The organism is Luteimonas abyssi (assembly GCF_001482195.1).
In the GTDB taxonomy this organism is placed as follows: domain Bacteria; phylum Pseudomonadota; class Gammaproteobacteria; order Xanthomonadales; family Xanthomonadaceae; genus Luteimonas; species Luteimonas abyssi.
Genome location: NZ_KQ759763.1, coordinates 2,659,229 through 2,681,420 on the forward strand (window position 1 = coordinate 2,659,229; position 22,192 = coordinate 2,681,420).

The window sequence follows — 22,192 nt, forward strand, 5'->3', positions numbered from 1 at the left end:
CCGATTAGCTCCTGCGGTCGCGCACGATGAACTGCTGCGTGCGCTTGTTCTTGCGGGTCTTGTAACCCTTGGTCGGGACGCCCCACGGGGTGACCGGGTGCGGATTACCCTGGCCGGCGCGAGCCTCACCACCGCCGTGCGGATGGTCGACCGGGTTCATCGCCGCACCGCGCACGGTCGGCTTGATGCCGCGCCAGCGTTTGGCGCCGGCCTTGCCCAGCTTCTCCAGGTTGTGCTCGTCGTTGCCGACTTCACCGATGGTGGCGCGGCACTCGGCCGGCACGCGGCGCATCTCGCCCGAGCGCAGACGCAGCGTGGCATAGCCCTGCTCGCGCGCGACCAGCTGCACCGAGGCGCCTGCGGCACGTGCGATCTGCGCACCCTTGCCCGGCTTCATCTCGATGCAATGCACCGTGGAACCCAGCGGGATGTTGCGCAGCGGCAGCGTGTTGCCGGTCTTGATCGGCGCGTCGCTGCCGGAGAGCACCTGGTCGCCGGCCTTCAGGCCCTTCGGCGCGATGATGTAACGGCGCTCACCGTCGACATAGCACAGCAGCGCGATGTGCGCGGTGCGGTTCGGGTCGTACTCGATCCGCTCCACACGCGCCGGAATGCCTTCCTTGTTGCGCTTGAAGTCGATGATGCGGTAGTGCTGCTTGTGGCCACCGCCGATGTGGCGGGTGGTGATGCGGCCGTGGTGATTGCGGCCGCCGGTCTTGCTCTTCTTCTCCACCAGCGCGGCGTGGGGGGCACCCTTGTGCAGCTCGGGCGACACCACGCGGACCGCCGAACGGCGACCGGGGGAAGTAGGCTTGAATTTCATCAAAGGCATGGGACTGGATCCTGTTTAAAGAAGTGCCGACGCGTCGGACTTCGTCAGACCTTGGCCGTCATCACGTCGATCGTCTGGCCTTCGGCCAGCTTCACGTACGCCTTCCGCCAATTGCCGCGGCGACCGGTGCGGAAACGGAAGGACTTGCTCTTGCCCTTCACGTTGAGCACGTTCACCGTTTCGACGGTGACGTCGAAGAGCTTCTCGACCGCGGCCTTGATGTCGGCCTTGGTCGCGTCCACGGACACCTCGAAGGCGTACTGGTTGGACAGCTCCTGCAGGCGGGCGGTCTTTTCGGACACGCGCGGTGCGCGGATCACTTCGTACAGCTTGGCCTCGTTCATGCCAGCCACTCCTCGATCTTCTTGACCGCATCGGTCGTGATCAGCACGGTGTCGGCACCCACCAGCGAAACCGGATCCAGACCCTGGACATCGCGGACCTGCACATACGGCAGGTTGCGCGCCGACAGGTACAGATGCTCGGACGCCTCTTCGGTGACGATCAGCGGACGCTTGCCCAGATCGAAATCCTTGAGCTTGGCGACCAGCGCGCTGGTCTTGGTCTCGGTCACGTCGAATGCGTCGACGACCTTCAGACGCCCCTGGCGGTTCAGCTCGGACAGGATCGCCGACATCGCCGCACGGTACATCTTGCGGTTGACCTTCTGCTCGAAGCTGCGCGGCTTGGCCGCGAAGGTCACGCCGCCGCCGACGAAGATCGGGGCCGTCAGTGCGCCGTGACGCGCGCCGCCGCCCTTCTGCTTCTTCGACTTCTTGGTGGTGCCAGCGACCTCGGAACGGGTCTTCTGGGCCTTGGTGCCGGCACGACCGGCGTTGCGGTACGCGACGACGACCTGGTGGACCAGATCCTCGCTGAAATCGCGACCGAACACGGCGTCGGAAACCGACAGCTTCTCGTTGCTATTGTTGACGGCAAGTTCCATCGTCGTGGCTCCTTAACCCTTGCTCGCAGGACGCACGATCACGTCGCCGCCCGGAGCGCCCGGCACTGCACCCTTGACCGCGATCAGGCCGCGCTCGGCGTCGACCTTGATCACTTCCAGGTTCTGCGTGCTCTGGACGTCCGCACCCATGTGACCGGACATCTTCTTGCCCGGGAACACACGACCCGGGGTCTGGCGCTGACCGAGCGAACCCGGCGAGCGGTGCGACAGCGAGTTACCGTGCGTGGCATCGCCCATGCTGAAGTTCCAGCGCTTGATCGTGCCCTGGAAACCCTTGCCCTTGGTGACGCCCTGGACGTCGACCAGCTGGCCGACCTCGAAGATGTCGGCCTTGATCTCTCCGCCGATGGCGAAGTCGCCGACCTTGTCGTCGGCCACGCGCAGCTCCCACAGGCCACGACCGGCTTCGACCTTGGCCTTGGCCAGGTGACCGGCTTCCGGCTTGTTGATCAGCGACGCACGCTTGAAGCCCGCGGTCACCTGCACGGCGCTGTAGCCGTCGGCGTCCTGGGTCTTGATCTGGGTGATGCGGTTCGGCGTGGCCTCGATCAGGGTCACCGGCACGGAACGGCCGTCTTCGGTGAACACCCGGCTCATGCCCGCCTTGCGACCGACGAGTCCCAGCGAATATTTCTTCGCAGTCATGTCAGTGGCCTCAGGTCAGCTTGATCTGGACGTCGACGCCAGCCGCGAGCTCGAGCTTCATCAGCGCGTCAACGGTCTTGTCGTTCGGGTCGACGATGTCGAGCACGCGCTTGTGCGTGCGGGTCTCGTACTGGTCGCGCGCGTCCTTGTCGACGTGCGGCGAGGTGAGGATCGTGTAGCGTTCGATCTTGGTCGGCAACGGAATCGGGCCGCGCACCTGGGCGCCGGTCCGCTTGGCCGTTTCGACGATCTCGCTGGCGGAGCGGTCGATCAGACGATGATCGAACGCCTTCAGCCGGATCCGGATCTTCTGGTCCGTCATGACGGATTTCCTTCGTTGAAAGAGCGACAGGCCCGCGGCTGGGTGCGCGGAACCCCATGGAATCAATGACTTGCCGGACCAGACTCACCCGCGACCCGGCAGTATCCCTGAACAAAACAAAGCGGACCGGTCACCCGATCCGCCCAGACGAGAAACGCAGACGCAATAACATGCTCTTCCCTGTGTGCTCCGGACAACTTCCGGTGCGGGGAGAGCAATGCCTCGCGACATGTCCTTGTCTGGCGAAGACGAGGCGCATCCTGCACCTCATTTCGCGGTCTCCGGCTACGCAGACATCACGCCTGCCGAAGTGGTCGAACATTCTAACGGGAGCCCGGCTCCCTTTGCAAGCCCTGGCGGCCATGGACCGCCGAGCCGAGGATCGGGTGCGCAGCGCGCACCCAATCGGACCTTACTTGATGATCTTGGCGACGACGCCGGCGCCGACGGTGCGGCCACCTTCGCGGATCGCGAAGCGCAGACCTTCGTCCATCGCCACCGGGTTGATCAGCGACACCTTCATCTTCACGTTGTCGCCCGGCATCACCATCTCGGTGCCTTCCGGCAGCTCCACCGCACCCGTGATGTCGGTCGTGCGGAAGTAGAACTGCGGACGGTAGCCCTTGAAGAACGGCGTGTGGCGGCCGCCCTCGTCCTTCGACAGCACGTACACCTCGGCCTCGAAGTCCGTGTGCGGCTGGATCGAACCCGGCTTGCACAGCACCTGGCCGCGCTCCACGTCGTCACGCTTGGTGCCGCGCAGCAGCAGACCCGCGTTGTCGCCCGCCTGACCCTGATCCAGCAGCTTGCGGAACATCTCGACGCCGGTCACCGTCGTCTTCTGGGTCGGACGGATACCGACGATCTCGATTTCCTCGCCCACCTTGATCACGCCGCGCTCGATACGACCGGTCACCACCGTGCCGCGGCCCGAGATCGAGAACACGTCTTCCACCGGCATCAGGAACGTCTTGTCGACGTCACGCTCCGGCTCCGGAATCCAGGTGTCCAGCGCCTCGACCAGCTTCAGGATCGCCGGCACGCCGATGTCCGACTGGTCGCCTTCCAGCGCCAGACGCGCCGAACCGTGGATGATCGGGGTGTCGTCGCCCGGGAACTCGTACTTCGACAGCAGCTCGCGCACTTCCATCTCGACCAGCTCGAGCAGCTCGGCATCGTCCACCATGTCCGCCTTGTTCAGGAAGACCACGATGTACGGCACGCCGACCTGACGCGACAGCAGGATGTGCTCGCGGGTCTGCGGCATCGGGCCGTCGGCCGCCGAACACACCAGGATCGCGCCGTCCATCTGCGCCGCACCGGTGATCATGTTCTTCACGTAGTCCGCGTGACCCGGGCAGTCCACGTGCGCGTAGTGGCGCGTCGGGGACTCGTATTCCACGTGCGCGGTCGAGATTGTGATGCCGCGCGCCTTCTCTTCAGGCGCCGCGTCGATCGCGCTGTAGTCCTTGAACTCACCGCCGAAACGTTCCGCGCCCACCTTCGTCAGCGCCGCCGTCAGCGTCGTCTTGCCGTGGTCCACGTGACCGATCGTGCCCACGTTCACGTGGGGCTTGGTGCGCTCGAACTTACCCTTTGCCATGTCTGATTGCCTTATGTGATTCGAAATTGGGGGATTGGCCGATACCGTGGGCGAGGTCTCCGCAGCCCGTGGCCGCGGAGACCGCCTGGTTCATCAGGCCTTCTTGGTGACCTGGTCGGCGATGTTGGCCGGCGCCTCGGCGTAGTGATCGAACTCCATCGAGAACGTCGCACGACCCTGCGACATCGAACGCAGGGTGGTGGCGTAGCCGAACATCTCGCCCAGCGGGATCATCGCGTTGATGATCTTGCCCGACGGGCTGTCGTCCTGGCCCTGCAGGATGCCGCGACGACGGCTGACGTCGCCCATCACGTCGCCCAGATAATCCTCCGGGCTGACGATCTCGACCTTCATCATCGGCTCGAGCAGCGCCGGGCTCGCCTTGACGAAGCCCTGCTTGAACGCCATCGACGACGCCAGCTTGAACGCCATTTCCGAGGAGTCGACGTCGTGGTACGAGCCGAACACCAGCTTGACCTTGACGCCCACGACCGGGAAGCCGGCCAGCGGACCGCTGGTGATCGTCTCGCGGATGCCCTTCTCCACCGACGGGATGAACTCCTTCGGGATCACGCCACCGGTGATGTCGTTGATGAAGAGGAAATCGTCCTTGATGTCCGGTGCCAGCTTCGGATCGGCACGGTCCTCTTCGGTCAGCGGCGACAGCTCGATCACGACGTGACCGTACTGACCCTTACCGCCCGACTGCTTGGCGTGCTTGTAGTCCGACTTCACGTCGCTGCTGCGGATGGTCTCGCGGTAGGCGACCTGCGGCTTGCCGACGTTCGCCTCCACGTTGAACTCGCGCTTCATGCGGTCGACGAGGATGTCGAGGTGCAGCTCGCCCATGCCGGCGATGATGGTCTGGCCGGACTCCTCGTCGGTCCGCACACGGAAGGACGGATCCTCCTGCGCCAGGCGACCGAGGGCCAGGCCCATCTTTTCCTGGTCCGACTTGGTCTTCGGCTCGACCGCCATCGAGATCACCGGTTCCGGGAACACCATGCGCTCGAGCGTGATGATGTTGTCCTGCGCGCACAGGGTGTCGCCGGTGGTGACGTCCTTCAGGCCCACCGCCGCGGCGATGTCGCCCGCGCGCACTTCCTTGATCTCCTCGCGGTTGTTGGAGTGCATCTGCAGGATGCGACCCACGCGCTCCTTCTTCGACTTGACCGGGTTGTAGACCTGGTCGCCGGCGTTGAGCACGCCCGAGTAGACGCGGAAGAACGTCAGCGAACCCACGAACGGGTCGGTCATGATCTTGAAGGCGAGCGCGGAGAAGGGCTCCTTGTCGTCGGCCTTGCGGCTGGCTTCCTTCTCGCTCTCGTCGACGCCCTGGACCGGCGGACGGTCGGTCGGCGACGGCAGCAGCTGCACGACGCCGTCGAGCATCGCCTGCACGCCCTTGTTCTTGAACGCGGAACCGCAGAACACCGGAATGACTTCGGTCTTCAGGGTGCGCTCGCGCAGGCCGTTGAGCACCTCTTCCTCGGACAGGTCGCCGTCGTTGAGGTACTTGTCCATCAGCTCCTCGGACGCCTCGGCAGCCGCCTCGACCATGAAGCTGCGCATCTCGGCGGCCTTGTCGGCGAGCTCCGCCGGCACGTCGAGATACTCGAACTTGGTGCCCTGCGAGGCGACGTCCCAGTGGATGTACTTCATCTTCACCAGGTCGATCACGCCCTCGAACTGGTCCTCGGCGCCGACCGGCAACTGCATCGGCACGGGATACGCGCCCAGGCGGGCCTTGAGCTGGTCGACGACCTTCTCGAAGTTGGCGCCGGTGCGGTCCATCTTGTTGACGAACGCGAGGCGCGGCACCGAGTACTTGTTGGCCTGGCGCCACACGGTCTCGGACTGCGGCTGCACGCCGCCGACCGCGCACAGCACGAACACCGCGCCGTCGAGCACGCGCAGCGAGCGCTCCACCTCGATGGTGAAGTCGACGTGGCCGGGGGTGTCGATGATGTTCAGGCGATGCTCGGGCATCGACTGGTCCATGCCCTTCCAGAACGCGGTGGTGGCCGCGGACGTGATGGTGATGCCGCGCTCCTGCTCCTGTTCCATCCAGTCCATCACCGCGGCGCCGTCATGGACTTCGCCGATCTTGTGGCTGACGCCGGTGTAGAACAGGATGCGCTCCGACGTGGTGGTCTTGCCGGCATCGATGTGGGCCATGATGCCGAAGTTGCGATAGCGTTCGATGGGAGTGGTACGAGCCACGGTCGTCTCTCGTCTCTGGGCCCGGCCATTGCGCCGGGCTGAAATGGCCGGATGCCGCCTTGCGGCGGCCTCCGGAATGCATGATGCGGTCGCCGGAGCGAGCGCGCCGGCATCGTGACCTGCAGATGTGTCAGGGCGATGCCGGTGTGGACGCTCCGCAGAGCGCCACATGGGACTACCTGGCTGGAATTACCAGCGGTAGTGGGCGAACGCCTTGTTGGCTTCCGCCATGCGGTGGGTTTCTTCGCGCTTCTTGATCGCGCCACCACGGTTCTCGGAGGCATCCAGCAGCTCCGCCGCCAACTTGCGCGGCATGGTGTTCTCGCCGCGCTTGCGCGCGGACTCGATCACCCAACGCATGGCCAGCGCGGTGCGACGCGAGGCGCGCACTTCGACCGGCACTTGGTAGGTCGCACCACCGACGCGGCGGGACTTCACCTCGACCGACGGCGACACGTTGCCGAGCGCCTTCTCGACCAGCTCGAGCGCGTCGTTGTTCTTCTCGCCGATGACGTCCATCGCGCCGTACACGATCTTCTCGGCAATCGACTTCTTGCCGCTCTTCATGACCATGTTGATGAAGCGCGCGATCGTATCGCTGTTGTGCTTCGGATCGGGCAGCACCGAACGCTGCGGAGTATTTCCTTTACGCGACATGTCTAGTCTCCTCAGGCCTTCGGACGCTTGGCGCCGTACTTGGAACGCGCCTGCCTGCGCTTGGCGACGCCGGCGGCGTCGAGCGAACCGCGGACGGTGTGGTAACGCACACCCGGCAGATCCTTGACGCGACCGCCGCGGATGAGGACGACGCTGTGCTCCTGCAGGTTGTGGCCTTCACCGCCGATGTACGAGATGACCTCGTAACCATTGGTCAGGCGCACCTTGGCGACCTTGCGCAGGGCCGAGTTCGGCTTCTTCGGAGTCGTGGTGTACACGCGGGTGCACACGCCACGGCGCTGCGGGCAGTTGGCCAGCGCGGGCGAGGTGCTCTTGTAGGTTTCCGGGCTGCGCGGCTTCCGCACCAGCTGGTTGATCGTTGCCATCGTGTCTAGGGGTTCTTTGGTTGGGGCCTGAAGCCCGTACGTGAAAACGAAGGCAGGCCGCAAGCGGCCTACCCAGACAGAAAAGTATAGCCCGCACTGACGCAAAGCGTCAACGCGAACTGCACCCGCCCGATCGACCACACACGGCCAACGGACATTCCTGCGATCCCGCCCATCCTGGGCCGAACACGAGGCGCGTCCCTGGCGCCTCTTTTCGTGATCTGGGACGACCCGAAGGCCGTCGCGCCGGACAGTCTAACTCAAAACCGACCCGACCGGAACCGGAATCCCGACCGGGCCGCCACCAGGTGGGGCATGACGCCCCACCTGGCAGGCCCGACGATCAGGCCTCGTTGCCCGACTCGGGCGCCTCCGCGACCGGCTCGGCCTCCGCCACGGGGGCATCGGTCACGCCGGACAGCGCGTCCATCTCGGAGTCGGTCAGCCCGGTGGCATCGCGACGACGCTGGCTGTGGTACGCCAGGCCGGTACCCGCGGGGATCAAACGGCCGACGATGACGTTCTCCTTCAGGCCGCGCAGGCTGTCGCGGGTGCCGCGTACGGCCGCCTCGGTCAGCACGCGGGTGGTCTCCTGGAAGGAGGCCGCCGAGATGAACGACTCGGTCGCCAGCGAGGCCTTGGTGATGCCCAGCAGGACCGGATCGTACTTGGCGGGCAGTTCGTTCTTCGAGGCCAGCTTGGCGTTGTCCTCGATGACGCGCTGCTTCTCCACCTGCTCGCCCGACAGGTAACGGCTGTCGCCGGAGTCGTTGATCTCGACCTTGCGCAGCATCTGGCGAACGATCACCTCGATGTGCTTGTCGTTGATCTTCACGCCCTGCAGACGGTAGACGTCCTGGATCTCCTTGGTCAGGTACGACGCCAGCTCCTCGACGCCCTTCAGGCGCAGGATGTCCTGCGGGCTCGGCTCGCCGTCCACGACCGTCTCGCCCTTCTCCACGTGCTCGCCTTCGAACACGATGATCTGGCGGTACTTCGGGATCAGCTCCTCGTGCTCCTCGCCGTCCGGTCCCTTGATGATCAGACGCTGCTTGCCCTTGGTGTCCTTGCCGAAGCTGACGACACCCGACTTCTCGGCCAGCACCGCCGGATCCTTCGGCTTGCGCGCCTCGAACAGGTCGGCCACGCGCGGCAGACCGCCGGTGATGTCGCGGGTCTTGGAGGCTTCCTGCGGGATCTTGGCGACCACGTCACCCACGCCCACCGCATCGCCATCCTGCAGGTTGACGATCGAACGCGGCGGCAGCAGGTACTGCGCCGGCAGATCGGTGCCCGGGATGTTGAGGTCGTTGCCCTTCTTGTCGACGATGCGCACGATCGGGCGCAGGTCCTTGCCCTGCGAGCCACGACGCTTGGGATCGGTGATCTCGCGCGAGGCCAGGCCGGTCAGTTCGTCGGTCTTCTCGATCACGGTCACGCCGTCGATGAAGTCGACGAAGCGGATCGAACCGGCCACTTCCGACACGATCGGATGGTTATGCGGATCCCAGTTGGCGACCGTCTGGCCGGCCTTGATCTCGGCGCCGTCCTGCACGTTGACGGTCGCGCCGTAGGCCAGCTTGTAGCGCTCGCGCTCGCGGCCGTGACTGTCGAGCACCGACAACTCGCCCGAACGCGACACGGCGACGAAGCTGCCGTTGGCGTGCTGGACGTGCTTGAGGTTGTTGAACTTGATCGAGCCGGTGGTCTTGACCGTCACGTTGTCGATGGCGGCCGCACGCGATGCCGCACCACCGATGTGGAACGTACGCATGGTCAGCTGGGTGCCGGGCTCGCCGATCGACTGCGCGGCGACCACGCCCACGGCCTCGCCATGGTTGACCAGGTGACCACGGCCGAGGTCGCGGCCGTAGCACATGGCGCACACGCCGAAGCTGCTCTCGCAGGTGATCGTCGAGCGGACCTTGATGCTCTGCACGCTCGCCTCTTCGAGGCGCTGGACCCAGGCCTCGTCGAGCAGCGTGTTGCGGGTGACGATCGGATCCTCGTCGTTGCCGGGCAGGAACACGTCCTCGGCCACGACACGGCCCAGCACGCGATCGCGCAGCGGCTCGACCACGTCGCCACCTTCCACGATCGGCGCCATGGTCAGGCCGGTGGTGGTGCCGCAGTCGGTCTCGGTGATCACCACGTCCTGCGCCACGTCGACCAGGCGACGTGTGAGGTAACCGGAGTTCGCCGTCTTCAGCGCGGTATCCGCGAGACCCTTACGGGCGCCGTGGGTCGAGATGAAGTACTGCAGGACGTTCAGACCCTCGCGGAAGTTCGCGGTGATCGGCGTCTCGATGATCGAGCCGTCCGGCTTGGCCATCAGGCCGCGCATACCGGCCAGCTGACGGATCTGCGCCTGCGAACCACGGGCGCCGGAGTCGGCCATGATGTAGATCGAGTTCATCGACTTCTGCGCGACCTGCTTGCCTTCGGCATTGGTCACGGTGTCGGTGCCGATCGCGTCCATCATCGCCTTGGCCACACGCTCGTTGGTGCGCGACCAGATGTCGACCACCTTGTTGTAGCGCTCGCCGGCGGTCACCAGGCCCGACTGGTACTGCTGCTGGATTTCCAGCACCTCGGCCTCGGCCTCGTCCAGGATGCCCTTCTTCTCGACCGGGATGGTCATGTCGTCGATGCCGATCGACATGCCCGCGCGCGTCGCGAAACCGAAGCCGGTGTACATCAGCTTGTCGGCGAACACGACCGTGTCCTTCAGGCCGAGCTGGCGGTAGCACGAGTTGATCAGGCGCGAGATGTTCTTCTTGGTCAGCTCGGTGTTGGCCAGCGCGAACGGCAGGCCCTCCGGCAGGATCTCGGCCAGCAGCGCGCGCCCGACCGTGGTGTCCACGATCGAGGTCTTCTTCTCGCGGTTGCCTTCCTCGTCGATCACGGTCTCGGCGATGCGCACCTTGACCTTCGCGTGCAGTGCCACGACACGGTTGTCGTAGGCGCGCTTGACCTCGGCGACGTTGGCGAACGCCATGCCTTCGCCGTCCTTGTTCTCCAGCGCACGGGTCATGTAGTACAGACCCAGCACCACGTCCTGCGAAGGCACGATGATCGGCTCGCCGTTGGCCGGCGACAGGATGTTGTTGGTCGACATCATCAGCGCGCGCGCTTCCAGCTGGGCTTCCAGCGAAAGCGGCACGTGCACGGCCATCTGGTCACCGTCGAAGTCGGCGTTGAACGCGGTACAGACCAGCGGATGCAGCTGGATGGCCTTGCCTTCGATCAGCACCGGCTCGAACGCCTGGATGCCCAGACGGTGCAGGGTCGGCGCACGGTTGAGCAGCACCGGATGCTCGCGGATGACCTCTTCCAGGATGTCCCAGACTTCCGCCTCTTCGCGCTCGACCAGCTTCTTCGCCGCCTTGATGGTGGTCGCCAGGCCGCGACGCTGCAGCTTGGAGAAGATGAAGGGCTTGAACAGCTCCAGCGCCATCTTCTTCGGCAGGCCGCACTCGTGCAGGCGCAGGGTCGGACCGACCACGATCACCGAACGGCCCGAATAGTCGACGCGCTTGCCGAGCAGGTTCTGGCGGAACCGGCCCTGCTTGCCCTTGATCATGTCGGCCAGCGACTTGAGCGGGCGCTTGTTGGTGCCGGTGATGGCGCGGCCGCGACGGCCGTTGTCCATCAGCGCGTCCACCGACTCCTGCAGCATGCGCTTCTCGTTGCGCACGATGATGTCGGGCGCATTGAGTTCGAGCAGGCGACGCAGGCGGTTGTTGCGGTTGATGACGCGGCGGTACAGGTCGTTGAGGTCGGAGGTCGCGAAGCGGCCGCCGTCCAGGGGCACCAGCGGACGCAGGTCCGGCGGCAGCACCGGCAGCACCGTCATGATCATCCACTCCGGACGGTTGCCGGACTCGACGAACGCCTCGACCAGCTTGATCCGCTTGGTCAGACGCTTCAGCTTGGTCTCCGAGCCCGTCGCAGCGATCTCTTCCTTCAGGCGCACCATCTCGGCCTGCAGGTCGATGGTGCGCAGCAGGTCGTAGACCGCCTCCGCACCCATCGCGGCATCGAAGTCGTCGCCGTGCTCCTGGCGCATCTGCATGTACTGCTCTTCATTGAGCAGCTGGCTGCGCTCGAGCGGGGTCAGGCCCGGCTCGGTGACGACGAACGCTTCGAAGTACAGGATGCGCTCGATGTCGCGCAGGGTCATGTCCAGCATCAGGCCGATGCGCGACGGCAGCGACTTGAGGAACCAGATGTGCGCGACCGGCGACGCCAGGTCGATATGGCCCATGCGCTCGCGGCGCACCTTGGCCAGGGTGACTTCGGTGCCGCACTTCTCGCACACCACGCCACGGTGCTTCATGCGCTTGTACTTGCCGCACAGGCACTCGTAGTCCTTCACCGGCCCGAAGATCGAGGCGCAGAACAGGCCGTCGCGCTCGGGCTTGAAGGTGCGGTAGTTGATGGTCTCGGGCTTCTTCACTTCGCCGAAGGACCACGAACGGATCATGTCCGGCGAGGCCAACGCGATCTTGATCGCGTCGAAGTCCAGCGTCTGGCGCTGCTGGTTGAAGAGATTGAGCAGGTCTTTCATGTCTGTCTCCGGGATTCGGGATATGAGGGCGTGATCGACTACGTTGCGGACGTCACGCGACGCGCGCCCACGGGCGGCGCGTCGCGGGGCCCGTCACGACCCTCAGTGCTCCTCGAGCTCCATGTTGATGGCCAGCGAGCGGATTTCCTTGACCAGCACGTTGAACGACTCCGGCATGCCGGCGACCATGTCCAGTTCGCCGTCGACGATGTTCTTGTACATCTGGTTGCGGCCCTGCACGTCGTCGGACTTCACCGTCAGCATTTCCTGCAGGGTGTAGGCCGCGCCGTAGGCTTCCAGCGCCCAGACTTCCATTTCGCCGAAGCGCTGACCGCCGAACTGCGCCTTGCCGCCCAGCGGCTGCTGGGTCACGAGCGAGTACGGGCCGGTCGAACGCGCGTGCATCTTGTCGTCGACCAGGTGGTTGAGCTTGAGCATGTGCATGTAGCCCACGGTCACCTTGCGCTCGAACGCGTCGCCGGTGCGGCCGTCGAACAGCTGGGTCTGGCCGCTGACCGGCAGATCGGCGAGCGAGAGCATCTTCTTGATCTCGGACTCGGCGGCGCCGTCGAACACCGGCGTCGCCATCGGCACGCCGTCGGTCAGGTTCTTCGCCAGGGTCAGCAGTTCCTCGTCGCTGAACTGGGTCAGGTCCACGCGCTCGCCGAGCACCTCGGTGTCGTGGTTGTAGATCTCGCCCAGGAACGTGCGCAGATCGCTCACCGCCGCCTGTGCGTCGAGCATGCGCTGGATCTTCTCGCCCAGGCCCTTGGCCGCCCACCCGAGGTGGACTTCCAGGATCTGACCGATGTTCATGCGGCTCGGCACGCCCAGCGGGTTGAGCACGATGTCGACGGTCTGGCCGTTGTCCATGTACGGCATGTCCTGCACCGGCACGATGTTGGACACCACACCCTTGTTGCCGTGGCGACCGGCCATCTTGTCGCCGGGCTGGATGCGGCGCTTCACCGCCAGGAACACCTTGACCATCTTCAGCACGCCCGGGGCAAGATCGTCACCCTGGGTGATCTTGCCGCGCTTGTCCTCGAACCGCTTGTCGAACTCCTTGCGGTGGGTGTCGATCTGCAGCTGCGCGCGCTCGATCGCCTCGACGGCGTCGGCGTCCTTCATCCGCAGGGTGAACCAGTCGGACTTCTTCAGCGCGTTGAGCACTTCGGAGGTGACCGTGTCGCCCTTCTTCAGGCCGGCACCGCCGTTGGCGGTCTTGCCCAGCAGCTGCGTGCGCAGGCGTGCGTAGATCGCGCCCTCGAGGATGCGGAACTGGTCGTCGAAGTCCTTCTTGACGCGCTTGATCTCGGACTCTTCGATCTGCTTGGCGCGCTTGTCCTTCTCGATGCCGTCGCGGGTGAACACCTGGACGTCGATGACGGTGCCGTCCATGCCCGGCGGCACGCGCAGCGAGCTGTCCTTCACGTCGGACGCCTTCTCGCCGAAGATCGCGCGCAGCAGCTTCTCTTCCGGCGTCAGCTGGCTCTCGCCCTTCGGCGTGACCTTGCCGACCATGATGTCGCCGGCGCGCACTTCGGCGCCGATGTACACCACGCCCGACTCGTCGAGGCGGTTGAGCGCCTGCTCGGAGACGTTCGGGATGTCGGCGGAAATCTCCTCCGGCCCCAGCTTGGTGTCGCGGGCGACGCAGGTCAGTTCCTCGATGTGGATCGTGGTGTAGCGATCTTCCTTCACCACCCGCTCGGACAGCAGGATCGAGTCCTCGAAGTTGTAGCCGTTCCACGGCATGAACGCGACCAGCATGTTCTGGCCGAGCGCGAGCTCGCCGATGTCGGTCGAAGGACCGTCGGCCAGCACGTCGCCGCGCGCGATCACGTCGCCCACGCCCACCAGCGGACGCTGATTGATGCAGGTGTTCTGGTTGGACCGGGTGTACTTGATCAACGAGTAGATATCGACGCCGGCATCGGTCTCGCCGGAGATCTCGTCCTCGTTGACCTTGACCACGATGCGGCCGGCGTCGACCTGCTCGATCACGCCGCCGCGGCGGGCGTTCACGGTCACGCCGGAGTCACGCGCCACGGCACGCTCGATGCCGGTACCGACCAGCGGCTTCTGCGCACGCAATGTCGGCACGGCCTGGCGCTGCATGTTGGCGCCCATCAGCGCGCGGTTGGCGTCGTCGTGCTCCAGGAACGGCACGAGCGCGGCCGCGACCGACACCGTCTGCATCGGCGACACGTCCATGAAGTGGACCTCGGACGGCGGCTTGAGCAGCGGCTCGCCCTGCACGCGGACGTCGACGAACTGCGCGTTGAGGTTGCCGTTCTCGTCCTGCGGCGCGTTGGCCTGGGCGATGACGTACTCGTTCTCCTCGATCGCCGACAGGAACTCGATCTCGTCGGTGACGCGGCCGTCCACGACCTTGCGGTACGGCGTCTCCAGGAAGCCGTAGCGGTTGGTGCGCGCGTACACCGCCAGCGAGTTGATCAGGCCGATGTTCGGGCCTTCAGGCGTTTCGATGGTGCAGACGCGGCCGTAGTGGGTCGGGTGCACGTCGCGCACCTCGAAGCCGGCGCGCTCGCGGGTCAGGCCGCCCGGGCCCAGCGCGGAGACGCGACGCTTGTGGGTGACCTCGGACAGCGGGTTGTTCTGGTCCATGAACTGCGACAGCTGCGAGGAGCCGAAGAACTCCTTGACCGCGGCCGCGACCGGCTTGGCGTTGATCAGCTCCTGCGGAGTCAGGCCATCGGCCTCGGCCATCGTCAGGCGCTCGCGCACGGCGCGCTCGACGCGCACCAGGCCCACGCGGAACACGTTCTCGGCCATTTCGCCGACCGAACGCACACGACGGTTGCCCAGGTGGTCGATGTCGTCGACGGTGCCGCGACCGTTGCGGATCTCGGTCAGCACGCGGATCACGTCGAGGATGTCCGAGCTGTCGCCGAACTCGCCGCGCAGGCGCACGGCGTCCTCGTCCTTGCGCTCGGCGAAGTACTTGGCGTCGTACAGCACCGAGGCGCCCTCGGTCTCCTTGCGGCCGAGACGACGGTTGAACTTCATCCGGCCCACGCTCGACAGGTCGTAACGCTCGAAGGTGAAGAACAGGTTGTGGAACAGGTTCTGCGCGGCATCCTTGGTCGGCGGCTCGCCGGGACGCATCATGCGGTAGATCTCGACCAGCGCCTCGAGCTGGGTCTTGGTCGGGTCGATGCGCAGGGTGTTGGACAGGTACGGGCCGCGATCGAGATCGTTGACCCAGATCGTGCCCACGGTCTCGACGCCGGCACCGCGGAACGCGGCCAGCTGGTCCTCGCTGATCTCGTCGTTGGCCACGGCCAGCAACTCGCCGGTGGCCGGGTCGACCACGTCGTGCGAGAGGATGCGGCCGAGCAGGTACTCGTCCGGCACGGCCAGCGCGGCGATGCCCGAGGCCTCGAGCTGGCGCACGTGGCGCGCGGTGATGCGCTTGCCGGCCTCGACGATCACGGTCTCGCCATCGGCCAGGTCGAAGTCCAGGGTCTCGCCGCGCAGGCGCTCGGGCACGAGCTCGAGCTGCACGCCTTCCTCGGGCTGGATGTGGAAGGTGTTGGTCTCGAAGAACTCGTTGAGCATCTCCTCGTTGGAGTAGCCCAGTGCGCGCAGCAGGATCGACACCGGCAGCTTGCGGCGGCGGTCGATACGGGTGAACAGCGCGTCCTTCGGATCGAACTCGAAGTCCAGCCACGAGCCGCGGTAGGGAATGATGCGCGCGGAGTACAGCAACTTGCCCGAGCTGTGGGTCTTGCCGCGATCGTGATCGAAGAACACGCCCGGCGAGCGGTGCAGCTGGGAGACGATGACGCGCTCGGTGCCGTTGACGATGAAGGTGCCGTTCTCGGTCATGAGCGGGATCTCGCCCATGTAGACCTCCTGCTCCTTCACGTACTTGATCGCCTTGCTGGACGACTCGCGGTCGTAGATGACCAGACGCACGGTCACGCGCAGCGGAGCGCCGTAGCTCATGCCGCGCTGGCGGCATTCACGCTCGTCGAACACGGGCTCGCCCAGCTTGTAGCCGACGTATTCCAGTGCGGCGTAGCCGTTGTAGCTGACGATGGGGAACACGGACTTCAGCGCGGCGTGCAGGCCGCGGTCCTCGCGCTTGGCGGGCTCGCGGTCGGCCTGCAGGAAGTCGCGGTAGGAGTCGACCTGGATGGCGAGCAGGAACGGCACCTCGACGATGCTGCCGCGCTTGCCGAAATCCTTGCGGATGCGCTTCTTCTCGGTGAAGGAATACGTTGTCGTCATGGGATATGACCGCCTTTGGCATCTACGGGCCGCGCGTCCGCGGCCCTGGGGACCGGCCATCGCGTGGATGGCCCTGGGGGAAACCGCCAGTGGGAAGTCGCTGGTATTGCCGGCACCAGCACGCCTTCTCCCGCTACTTCCGACTGACGACTTGCGTGAAGCTGATATGCGCTTCGTGGCTGGAGACTCGAGCGGCCGTCGGGCTCGCCTCGAATCCACAGTCACCAAGCACCACCGGTGACGCTACCGACCCTGGCCTGCCTCGACGTCTCGGCATACCAGGAACGGCCAAAGGCCGGGGGCTTTCGCCCCCAGCCTCGATTGGTCGCCTGAACGAATCGGGCGACGCAAGGACCGCTTACTTCAGCTCGGCGCTGGCGCCGGCAGCCTCGAGGTCCTTCTTCAGCTTCTCGGCTTCGTCCTTCGAGACGCCTTCCTTCACGTCCTTCGGAGCGCCTTCGACCAGGTCCTTGGCTTCCTTCAGACCCAGGCCGGTGATCGCGCGAACGACCTTGATGACCTCGACCTTCTTCTCGCCGGCGGCCTTCAGGACGACGGTGAACTCGGTCTGCTCTTCAGCGGCCGGGGCGGCGCCGGCAGCCGGACCGGCAGCCACGGCGACCGGGGCAGCGGCGGACACGCCGAACTTCTCTTCGAACGCCTTGACCAGCTCCATCACCTCGACGAGGGACTTGCTGCCGATGGCTTCCAGGATTTCTTCGTTGGAAAGGGACATTGTGATTACCTTGATTGTCTGATTTCGAAACGGTTAAACGCGAAACGGATGCGTACCGAATGCGGCATCCATCAATGACTTCAGGCGGCCTTGGCCTGGCCGACCGCGTTGATCACGCGGGCGGTCGAGGCGGCGGGCTCGGCAAGAACGCGGGCAAGCATGGTGGCCGGCTGGGCCATCATGCCCACCAGCATCGCCAGGGCCTGTTCGCGGGTCGGCAGAGACGCCAGGACATCCACATGGGTGCCCGGGTACTTCTGTCCACCCACGGAAACCAGGCGCGGCTTCAGCTTGTCGGCGGTCTTGGCGAAGTCCTTGATGAGGCGGCCGGCGGCACCGGGATCTTCCTTCGAGAAGGCATACAGCAGCGGACCGGTCAGGTCGTCGGAGATGACGGCGTAATCGGTGTTCTCCACTGCACGCGACACCAGGGTGTTCTTCGCTACCTTCAGGTAGACCCCGTTCTCGCGCGCCTTCTTGCGCAGGTCCGTCAGCTGGCTGACGGTGAGACCCAGATACTCGGCGGCGACCAGCGAGTGCGCCGATGCGGCGACCTCGGCCAGTTCGGCAACGACTTCCTTCTTCTGGTTCAGATTAAGAGCCATTGCACTCCTCCGTACTTCAACTCCGCGCGCGGCTCCTGCCGCTTGCGGCCCAAGAGCGGCATCGATCCTTCGATGCCGGGAAGGCGCGAGCCTTCCGGGTGGCAGCCGTTTCCAGATTCGAAACCATCATGAATCCAGGAGGGTCGGCGACCATCTGCGCAGGCCCGGTATGCGGATGCATGCCCAGGATTAAGCGGCCAGTTCCGCAGCGGCGGCGATTCCGTTGCCAGTCGAGCGTCCGTGCCCGTCGCCGTTGCGTTGTGGACCGCGCCTGCGGTCTTTGACGGCGCCGCGCGCGGACCTGAGTCCACTGGCGATGCCCTCAAAAACGTGTGCGGATCCTTCCGCGAACATCCACGCATCCATGCGTGGACTTCCCTGTCGGCAACCACGCCGCCGGCAGGGTCGTTGTACTTACTTCAGGGTCAGCGACGACTGGTCGACGGTGACGCCCGGGCCCATCGTCGAACTGACCGAAACCTTCTGCAGGTAAGTGCCCTTGGCGGTCGCCGGCTTGGCCTTGATCAGGTCGAGCAGCAGCGCCTGCAGGTTCGTCTTCAGACGCTCGGCGTCGAAATCGGCCTTGCCGATGGTGCAGTGGATGATGCCGGCCTTGTCTGTGCGATAACGCACCTGGCCGCCCTTGGCGTTCTTCACCGCTTCGCCCGGGTTCGGGGACACGGTGCCGACCTTCGGATTCGGCATCAGGCCACGCGGACCCAACAGCGTGCCGAGCTTGCCGACGACGCGCATGGCGTCCGGCGTGGCGATGACCACGTCGTAATTCAGGTCGCCGCCCTGCATCTTCTCGGCCAGGTCGTCCATGCCCACGGCATCGGCGCCTGCGGCCAGGGCCTCATCGGTCTTGGCGCCGGCCGGCGCGAACACCGCCACGCGCACGGTCTTGCCGGTGCCCTCGGGCAGCACGGTCGAACCACGGACCTGCTGGTCCGACTTGCGCGCATCGACACCCAGACGCACGGCGACGTCCACGGCTTCGTTGAACTTCGCGGTGCTGAGATCCTTGATGATCTTCAGCGCGTCCTCGATCGCGTAGGTCTTGCCGGGCTGAACCGCGGCGGAGATCGCCTTCTGGCGCTTGGTCTGCTTTGCCATGTCTTAGCCCTCCACCGTCAGGCCCATGCTGCGGGCCGAGCCCGCGATCGTGCGCACCGCCGCATCCAGGTCGGCCGCGGTCAGGTCGGGCTCCTTGGTCTTGGCGATCTCTTCGAGCTGCTTGCGGGTCACCTTGCCCACCTTCTCGGTGTTCGGGCGCTTGGAACCCGACTGGATGCCCACGGCCTTCTTCAGCAGGATCGACGCCGGCGGCGTCTTGGTGATGAAGGTAAAGGTGCGATCCGAGTAAGCGGTGATGACCACCGGGATCGGCAGACCCGGCTCCATCTTCTGCGTCGCGGCATTGAATGCCTTGCAGAACTCCATGATGTTCAGGCCGCGCTGACCCAGCGCAGGACCGACTGGCGGCGAGGGGTTGGCCTGACCGGCCTTCACCTGCAGCTTGATGTAACCGACGACTTTCTTGGCCATCTGACTGTACTCTCCGGGTGCAAACGCCTGTTCAGGCTCCCCATCGGACCGGGAACGACTTCATCACGGGCGGCGCGCGTCCCGGTATCGCGCAGCCACCCCGGTATCCACTCTCCCGCTCGCGCGAAAGGCCGCACACACGGCGGCCAATGCGGATGCCCGGCTCGACCGGACAGGGAGCCGCGCAGTATAGCAGGTTTCGACCGGGACGCCAGTGAGCGGCCCGGTGAGGGGTCAGGCCTTCTCGACCTGCCCGAATTCCAGCTCGACCGGCGTCGAGCGGCCGAAGATCAGCACCGCCACGCGCAGACGGCTCTTCTCGTAATTGACCTCTTCGACCACGCCGTTGAAATCGTTGAAGGGGCCGTCGATGACCCGGACCATCTGCCCGGCCTCGAACAGCACCTTCGGACGCGGCTTCTCGACGCCTTCCTGGACGCGCTGCAGGATCACATCCGCCTCGTCGTCGCGGATCGGCAGCGGCCGATCGGCGGTGCCGCCGATGAAACCCATGACCTTCGGCGTCTCCTTGACCAGATGCCAGCTTTCGCTGTCCATCCGCGGAATGCCGCCTTCGTCGTGGGTGGCGATCTGCACCAGCACGTAACCGGGGAAGAACTTGCGCTCGGAACGACGCTTCTGACCGGAGCGCATTTCCACGACCTCCTCGGTCGGCACCAGCACATCGCCGAAACGATCCTGCATGTCGGCGCGCACGATCCGGTCGCGCAGCGCCTGCGCCACCGACTTCTCGAAGCCGGAATAGGCATGGACCACGTACCAACGCTTGTCGACTTGGGTTTCCATCAGCTCGTCAACTCCTCAGTGCCCCAGAAACAGCCGCAGCAGCCACTGGATGACGGTATCGAACCCGGCCAGCACCAGGGCGATGACGATCACGGCGATGATCACCACCCAGGTCATGCGCGTGGCCTCCTGCCGCGACGGCCAGACCACCTTGCGCAGCTCGAATCGGGTCTCGGACAGGAACTCGCGGGTCTGCGCGCCCTTCGCGCTGAACATGAACACCCCGCCGGCAGCGACCAGGCCGACGAACACCGCCAGCGCCCGGGCCCAGGTCGGCCACGCCGAGAACCAGTAGTAGGCGAACACGCCGGCCACCACGAGCAGGATCGCCGCGGCGTACTTGACGATATCGGCGGCGGAAGCGGCCTTGGATTGTTCGACTCGGCTGTTCACTGGGTGTCCGTGGGATGGGATGCGCACGCCCCTCGCGGGCCGGGCACCCTGCGGAAGGGGACCGCGTAAATGGCACGCCAGGAGGGACTCGAACCCCCAACCTGCGGTTTTGGAGACCGCTGCTCTGCCAATTGAGCTACTGGCGTATGAATGTACGGAATGCTCGCCGGAGCCGTCCCCTCAGACGACGAAGGCGGACCGAGGTTCCGGCCCGCCTCGCTGGTTGCGGCGAAGCGGTGGGACACCCGTATGGGCACCCCACCCTTCCGATCTTACTTGATGATCTTGGCGACGACGCCGGCGCCGACGGTGCGGCCACCTTCGCGGATCGCGAAGCGCAGACCTTCGTCCATCGCCACCGGGTTGATCAGCGACACCTTCATCTTCACGTTGTCGCCCGGCATCACCATCTCGGTGCCTTCCGGCAGCTCCACCGCACCCGTGATGTCGGTCGTGCGGAAGTAGAACTGCGGACGATAGCCCTTGAAGAACGGCGTGTGGCGACCGCCCTCGTCCTTCGACAGCACGTACACCTCGGCCTCGAAGTCCGTGTGCGGCTGGATCGAACCCGGCTTGCACAGCACCTGGCCGCGCTCCACGTCGTCACGCTTGGTGCCGCGCAGCAGCAGACCCGCGTTGTCGCCCGCCTGACCCTGATCCAGCAGCTTGCGGAACATCTCGACGCCGGTCACCGTCGTCTTCTGGGTCGGACGGATACCGACGATCTCGATTTCCTCGCCCACCTTGATCACGCCGCGCTCGATACGACCGGTCACCACCGTGCCGCGGCCCGAGATCGAGAACACGTCCTCCACCGGCATCAGGAACGTCTTGTCGACGTCACGCTCCGGCTCCGGAATCCAGGTGTCCAGCGCCTCGACCAGCTTCAGGATCGCCGGCACGCCGATGTCCGACTGGTCGCCTTCCAGCGCCAGACGCGCCGAACCGTGGATGATCGGGGTGTCGTCGCCCGGGAACTCGTACTTCGACAGCAGCTCGCGCACTTCCATCTCGACCAGCTCGAGCAGCTCGGCGTCGTCCACCATGTCCGCCTTGTTCAGGAAGACCACGATGTACGGCACGCCGACCTGACGCGACAGCAGGATGTGCTCGCGGGTCTGCGGCATCGGGCCGTCGGCCGCCGAACACACCAGGATCGCGCCGTCCATCTGCGCCGCACCGGTGATCATGTTCTTCACGTAGTCCGCGTGACCCGGGCAGTCCACGTGCGCGTAGTGGCGCGTCGGGGACTCGTATTCCACGTGCGCGGTCGAGATCGTGATGCCGCGCGCCTTCTCTTCCGGCGCCGCGTCGATCGCGCTGTAGTCCTTGAACTCACCGCCGAAACGTTCCGCGCCCACCTTCGTCAGCGCCGCCGTCAGCGTCGTCTTGCCGTGGTCCACGTGACCGATCGTGCCCACGTTCACGTGGGGCTTGGTGCGCTCGAACTTACCCTTGGCCATGGTTGCGTATCTCGATTGGCAGTTGAAATTGCTTGCAGAAAAGTGGTGCTCACGAATGGAATCGAACCATCGACCTCCTCCTTACCAAGGAGGTGCTCTACCGACTGAGCTACGTGAGCACGTGTTCTTCAAATCCGTTTCGCGGTGACGGCCCGCCTGGTGGTGCGCGCCCGGC

The 22,192-nt window shown here is 65.4% G+C and carries 18 protein-coding genes and 2 tRNA genes; all 20 read right to left on the minus strand.

Annotated features, from left to right (window positions below; genetic code table 11):
- Positions 1-4: 4 nt before the first annotated feature.
- On the minus strand, positions 5-832 hold the full coding sequence (gene rplB / locus RG19_RS11470) for a 50S ribosomal protein L2 (RefSeq protein ID WP_058835381.1): 828 nt from the start codon (positions 830-832) through the stop codon (positions 5-7).
- Between the two features lie 44 nt (positions 833-876).
- Positions 877-1,176, minus strand: coding sequence for a 50S ribosomal protein L23 (gene rplW / locus RG19_RS11475; protein ID WP_058835382.1), 300 nt, complete (start codon positions 1,174-1,176; stop codon positions 877-879).
- Positions 1,173-1,778: a 50S ribosomal protein L4 gene (gene rplD / locus RG19_RS11480; RefSeq protein WP_058835383.1), complete on the minus strand. Its 606-nt coding sequence runs from the start codon at positions 1,776-1,778 to the stop codon at positions 1,173-1,175. Before rplD ends, rplW begins: the two co-directional genes overlap by 4 nt.
- 12 nt (positions 1,779-1,790) lie before the next feature.
- Complete coding sequence (rplC, locus tag RG19_RS11485) at positions 1,791-2,444, minus strand: 50S ribosomal protein L3 (RefSeq protein ID WP_058835384.1); 654 nt, start codon at positions 2,442-2,444, stop codon at positions 1,791-1,793.
- Between the two features lie 10 nt (positions 2,445-2,454).
- Entirely contained in the window at positions 2,455-2,766 is a 312-nt protein-coding gene (rpsJ, locus tag RG19_RS11490) for a 30S ribosomal protein S10 (protein WP_047137645.1), read from the minus strand.
- Between the two features lie 412 nt (positions 2,767-3,178).
- Positions 3,179-4,369, minus strand: a complete 1,191-nt coding sequence (gene tuf, locus RG19_RS11495) for an elongation factor Tu (RefSeq protein ID WP_058835385.1) — start codon at positions 4,367-4,369, stop codon at positions 3,179-3,181.
- Between the two features lie 93 nt (positions 4,370-4,462).
- Positions 4,463-6,592, minus strand: coding sequence for an elongation factor G (gene fusA / locus RG19_RS11500; RefSeq protein WP_058835386.1), 2,130 nt, complete (start codon positions 6,590-6,592; stop codon positions 4,463-4,465).
- A gap of 189 nt (positions 6,593-6,781) precedes the next feature.
- Positions 6,782-7,249, minus strand: a complete 468-nt coding sequence (gene rpsG, locus RG19_RS11505; protein WP_058835387.1) for a 30S ribosomal protein S7 — start codon at positions 7,247-7,249, stop codon at positions 6,782-6,784.
- 11 nt (positions 7,250-7,260) lie between these two features.
- Positions 7,261-7,635 (minus strand): 30S ribosomal protein S12, encoded by a 375-nt coding sequence (rpsL, locus tag RG19_RS11510; protein ID WP_058835388.1) that lies wholly within the window; start codon positions 7,633-7,635, stop codon positions 7,261-7,263.
- Between the two features lie 343 nt (positions 7,636-7,978).
- Complete coding sequence (rpoC, locus tag RG19_RS11515) at positions 7,979-12,205, minus strand: DNA-directed RNA polymerase subunit beta' (RefSeq protein ID WP_058835389.1); 4,227 nt, start codon at positions 12,203-12,205, stop codon at positions 7,979-7,981.
- A gap of 102 nt (positions 12,206-12,307) precedes the next feature.
- Positions 12,308-16,465 (minus strand): DNA-directed RNA polymerase subunit beta, encoded by a 4,158-nt coding sequence (gene rpoB / locus RG19_RS11520; protein WP_058835390.1) that lies wholly within the window; start codon positions 16,463-16,465, stop codon positions 12,308-12,310.
- A 358-nt stretch (positions 16,466-16,823) separates the two neighbouring features.
- Positions 16,824-17,201: a 50S ribosomal protein L7/L12 gene (rplL, locus tag RG19_RS11525; RefSeq protein ID WP_058835391.1), complete on the minus strand. Its 378-nt coding sequence runs from the start codon at positions 17,199-17,201 to the stop codon at positions 16,824-16,826.
- Between the two features lie 80 nt (positions 17,202-17,281).
- Entirely contained in the window at positions 17,282-17,806 is a 525-nt protein-coding gene (rplJ, locus tag RG19_RS11530; RefSeq protein WP_058835392.1) for a 50S ribosomal protein L10, read from the minus strand.
- Positions 17,807-18,220: 414 nt separating this feature from the next.
- On the minus strand, positions 18,221-18,922 hold the full coding sequence (gene rplA / locus RG19_RS11535) for a 50S ribosomal protein L1 (RefSeq protein ID WP_058835393.1): 702 nt from the start codon (positions 18,920-18,922) through the stop codon (positions 18,221-18,223).
- Between the two features lie 3 nt (positions 18,923-18,925).
- Positions 18,926-19,354 (minus strand): 50S ribosomal protein L11, encoded by a 429-nt coding sequence (rplK, locus tag RG19_RS11540; protein WP_058835394.1) that lies wholly within the window; start codon positions 19,352-19,354, stop codon positions 18,926-18,928.
- 234 nt (positions 19,355-19,588) lie between these two features.
- A complete protein-coding gene (gene nusG, locus RG19_RS11545) occupies positions 19,589-20,161 on the minus strand; it encodes a transcription termination/antitermination protein NusG (protein ID WP_058835395.1) in 573 nt (190 codons plus the stop codon).
- Positions 20,162-20,176: 15 nt separating this feature from the next.
- Complete coding sequence (gene secE / locus RG19_RS11550) at positions 20,177-20,554, minus strand: preprotein translocase subunit SecE (RefSeq protein WP_058835396.1); 378 nt, start codon at positions 20,552-20,554, stop codon at positions 20,177-20,179.
- A 70-nt stretch (positions 20,555-20,624) separates the two neighbouring features.
- Positions 20,625-20,700, minus strand: a tRNA-Trp gene (locus tag RG19_RS11555).
- A gap of 126 nt (positions 20,701-20,826) precedes the next feature.
- On the minus strand, positions 20,827-22,017 hold the full coding sequence (gene tuf, locus RG19_RS11560; protein WP_058835385.1) for an elongation factor Tu: 1,191 nt from the start codon (positions 22,015-22,017) through the stop codon (positions 20,827-20,829).
- Positions 22,018-22,060: 43 nt separating this feature from the next.
- A tRNA-Thr gene (locus tag RG19_RS11565) sits at positions 22,061-22,136 on the minus strand.
- Between the last annotated feature and the right edge of the window lie 56 nt (positions 22,137-22,192).

Bases quoted from the DNA above. Each gene is read 5' to 3' on its own strand.
- rplB (WP_058835381.1), bottom strand. From the start codon at position 832: ATGCCTTTGATGAAATTCAAGCCTACTTCCCCCGGTCGCCGTTCGGCG.
- rplW (WP_058835382.1), bottom strand. From the start codon at position 1,176: ATGAACGAGGCCAAGCTGTACGAAGTGATCCGCGCACCGCGCGTGTCC.
- rplD (WP_058835383.1), bottom strand. From the start codon at position 1,778: ATGGAACTTGCCGTCAACAATAGCAACGAGAAGCTGTCGGTTTCCGAC.
- rplC (WP_058835384.1), bottom strand. From the start codon at position 2,444: ATGACTGCGAAGAAATATTCGCTGGGACTCGTCGGTCGCAAGGCGGGC.
- rpsJ (WP_047137645.1), bottom strand. From the start codon at position 2,766: ATGACGGACCAGAAGATCCGGATCCGGCTGAAGGCGTTCGATCATCGT.
- tuf (WP_058835385.1), bottom strand. From the start codon at position 4,369: ATGGCAAAGGGTAAGTTCGAGCGCACCAAGCCCCACGTGAACGTGGGC.
- rpsG (WP_058835387.1), bottom strand. From the start codon at position 7,249: ATGTCGCGTAAAGGAAATACTCCGCAGCGTTCGGTGCTGCCCGATCCG.
- rpsL (WP_058835388.1), bottom strand. From the start codon at position 7,635: ATGGCAACGATCAACCAGCTGGTGCGGAAGCCGCGCAGCCCGGAAACC.
- rpoC (WP_058835389.1), bottom strand. From the start codon at position 12,205: ATGAAAGACCTGCTCAATCTCTTCAACCAGCAGCGCCAGACGCTGGAC.
- rpoB (WP_058835390.1), bottom strand. From the start codon at position 16,465: ATGACGACAACGTATTCCTTCACCGAGAAGAAGCGCATCCGCAAGGAT.
- rplL (WP_058835391.1), bottom strand. From the start codon at position 17,201: ATGTCCCTTTCCAACGAAGAAATCCTGGAAGCCATCGGCAGCAAGTCC.
- rplJ (WP_058835392.1), bottom strand. From the start codon at position 17,806: ATGGCTCTTAATCTGAACCAGAAGAAGGAAGTCGTTGCCGAACTGGCC.
- rplA (WP_058835393.1), bottom strand. From the start codon at position 18,922: ATGGCAAAGCAGACCAAGCGCCAGAAGGCGATCTCCGCCGCGGTTCAG.
- rplK (WP_058835394.1), bottom strand. From the start codon at position 19,354: ATGGCCAAGAAAGTCGTCGGTTACATCAAGCTGCAGGTGAAGGCCGGT.
- nusG (WP_058835395.1), bottom strand. From the start codon at position 20,161: ATGGAAACCCAAGTCGACAAGCGTTGGTACGTGGTCCATGCCTATTCC.
- tuf (WP_058835385.1), bottom strand. From the start codon at position 22,017: ATGGCCAAGGGTAAGTTCGAGCGCACCAAGCCCCACGTGAACGTGGGC.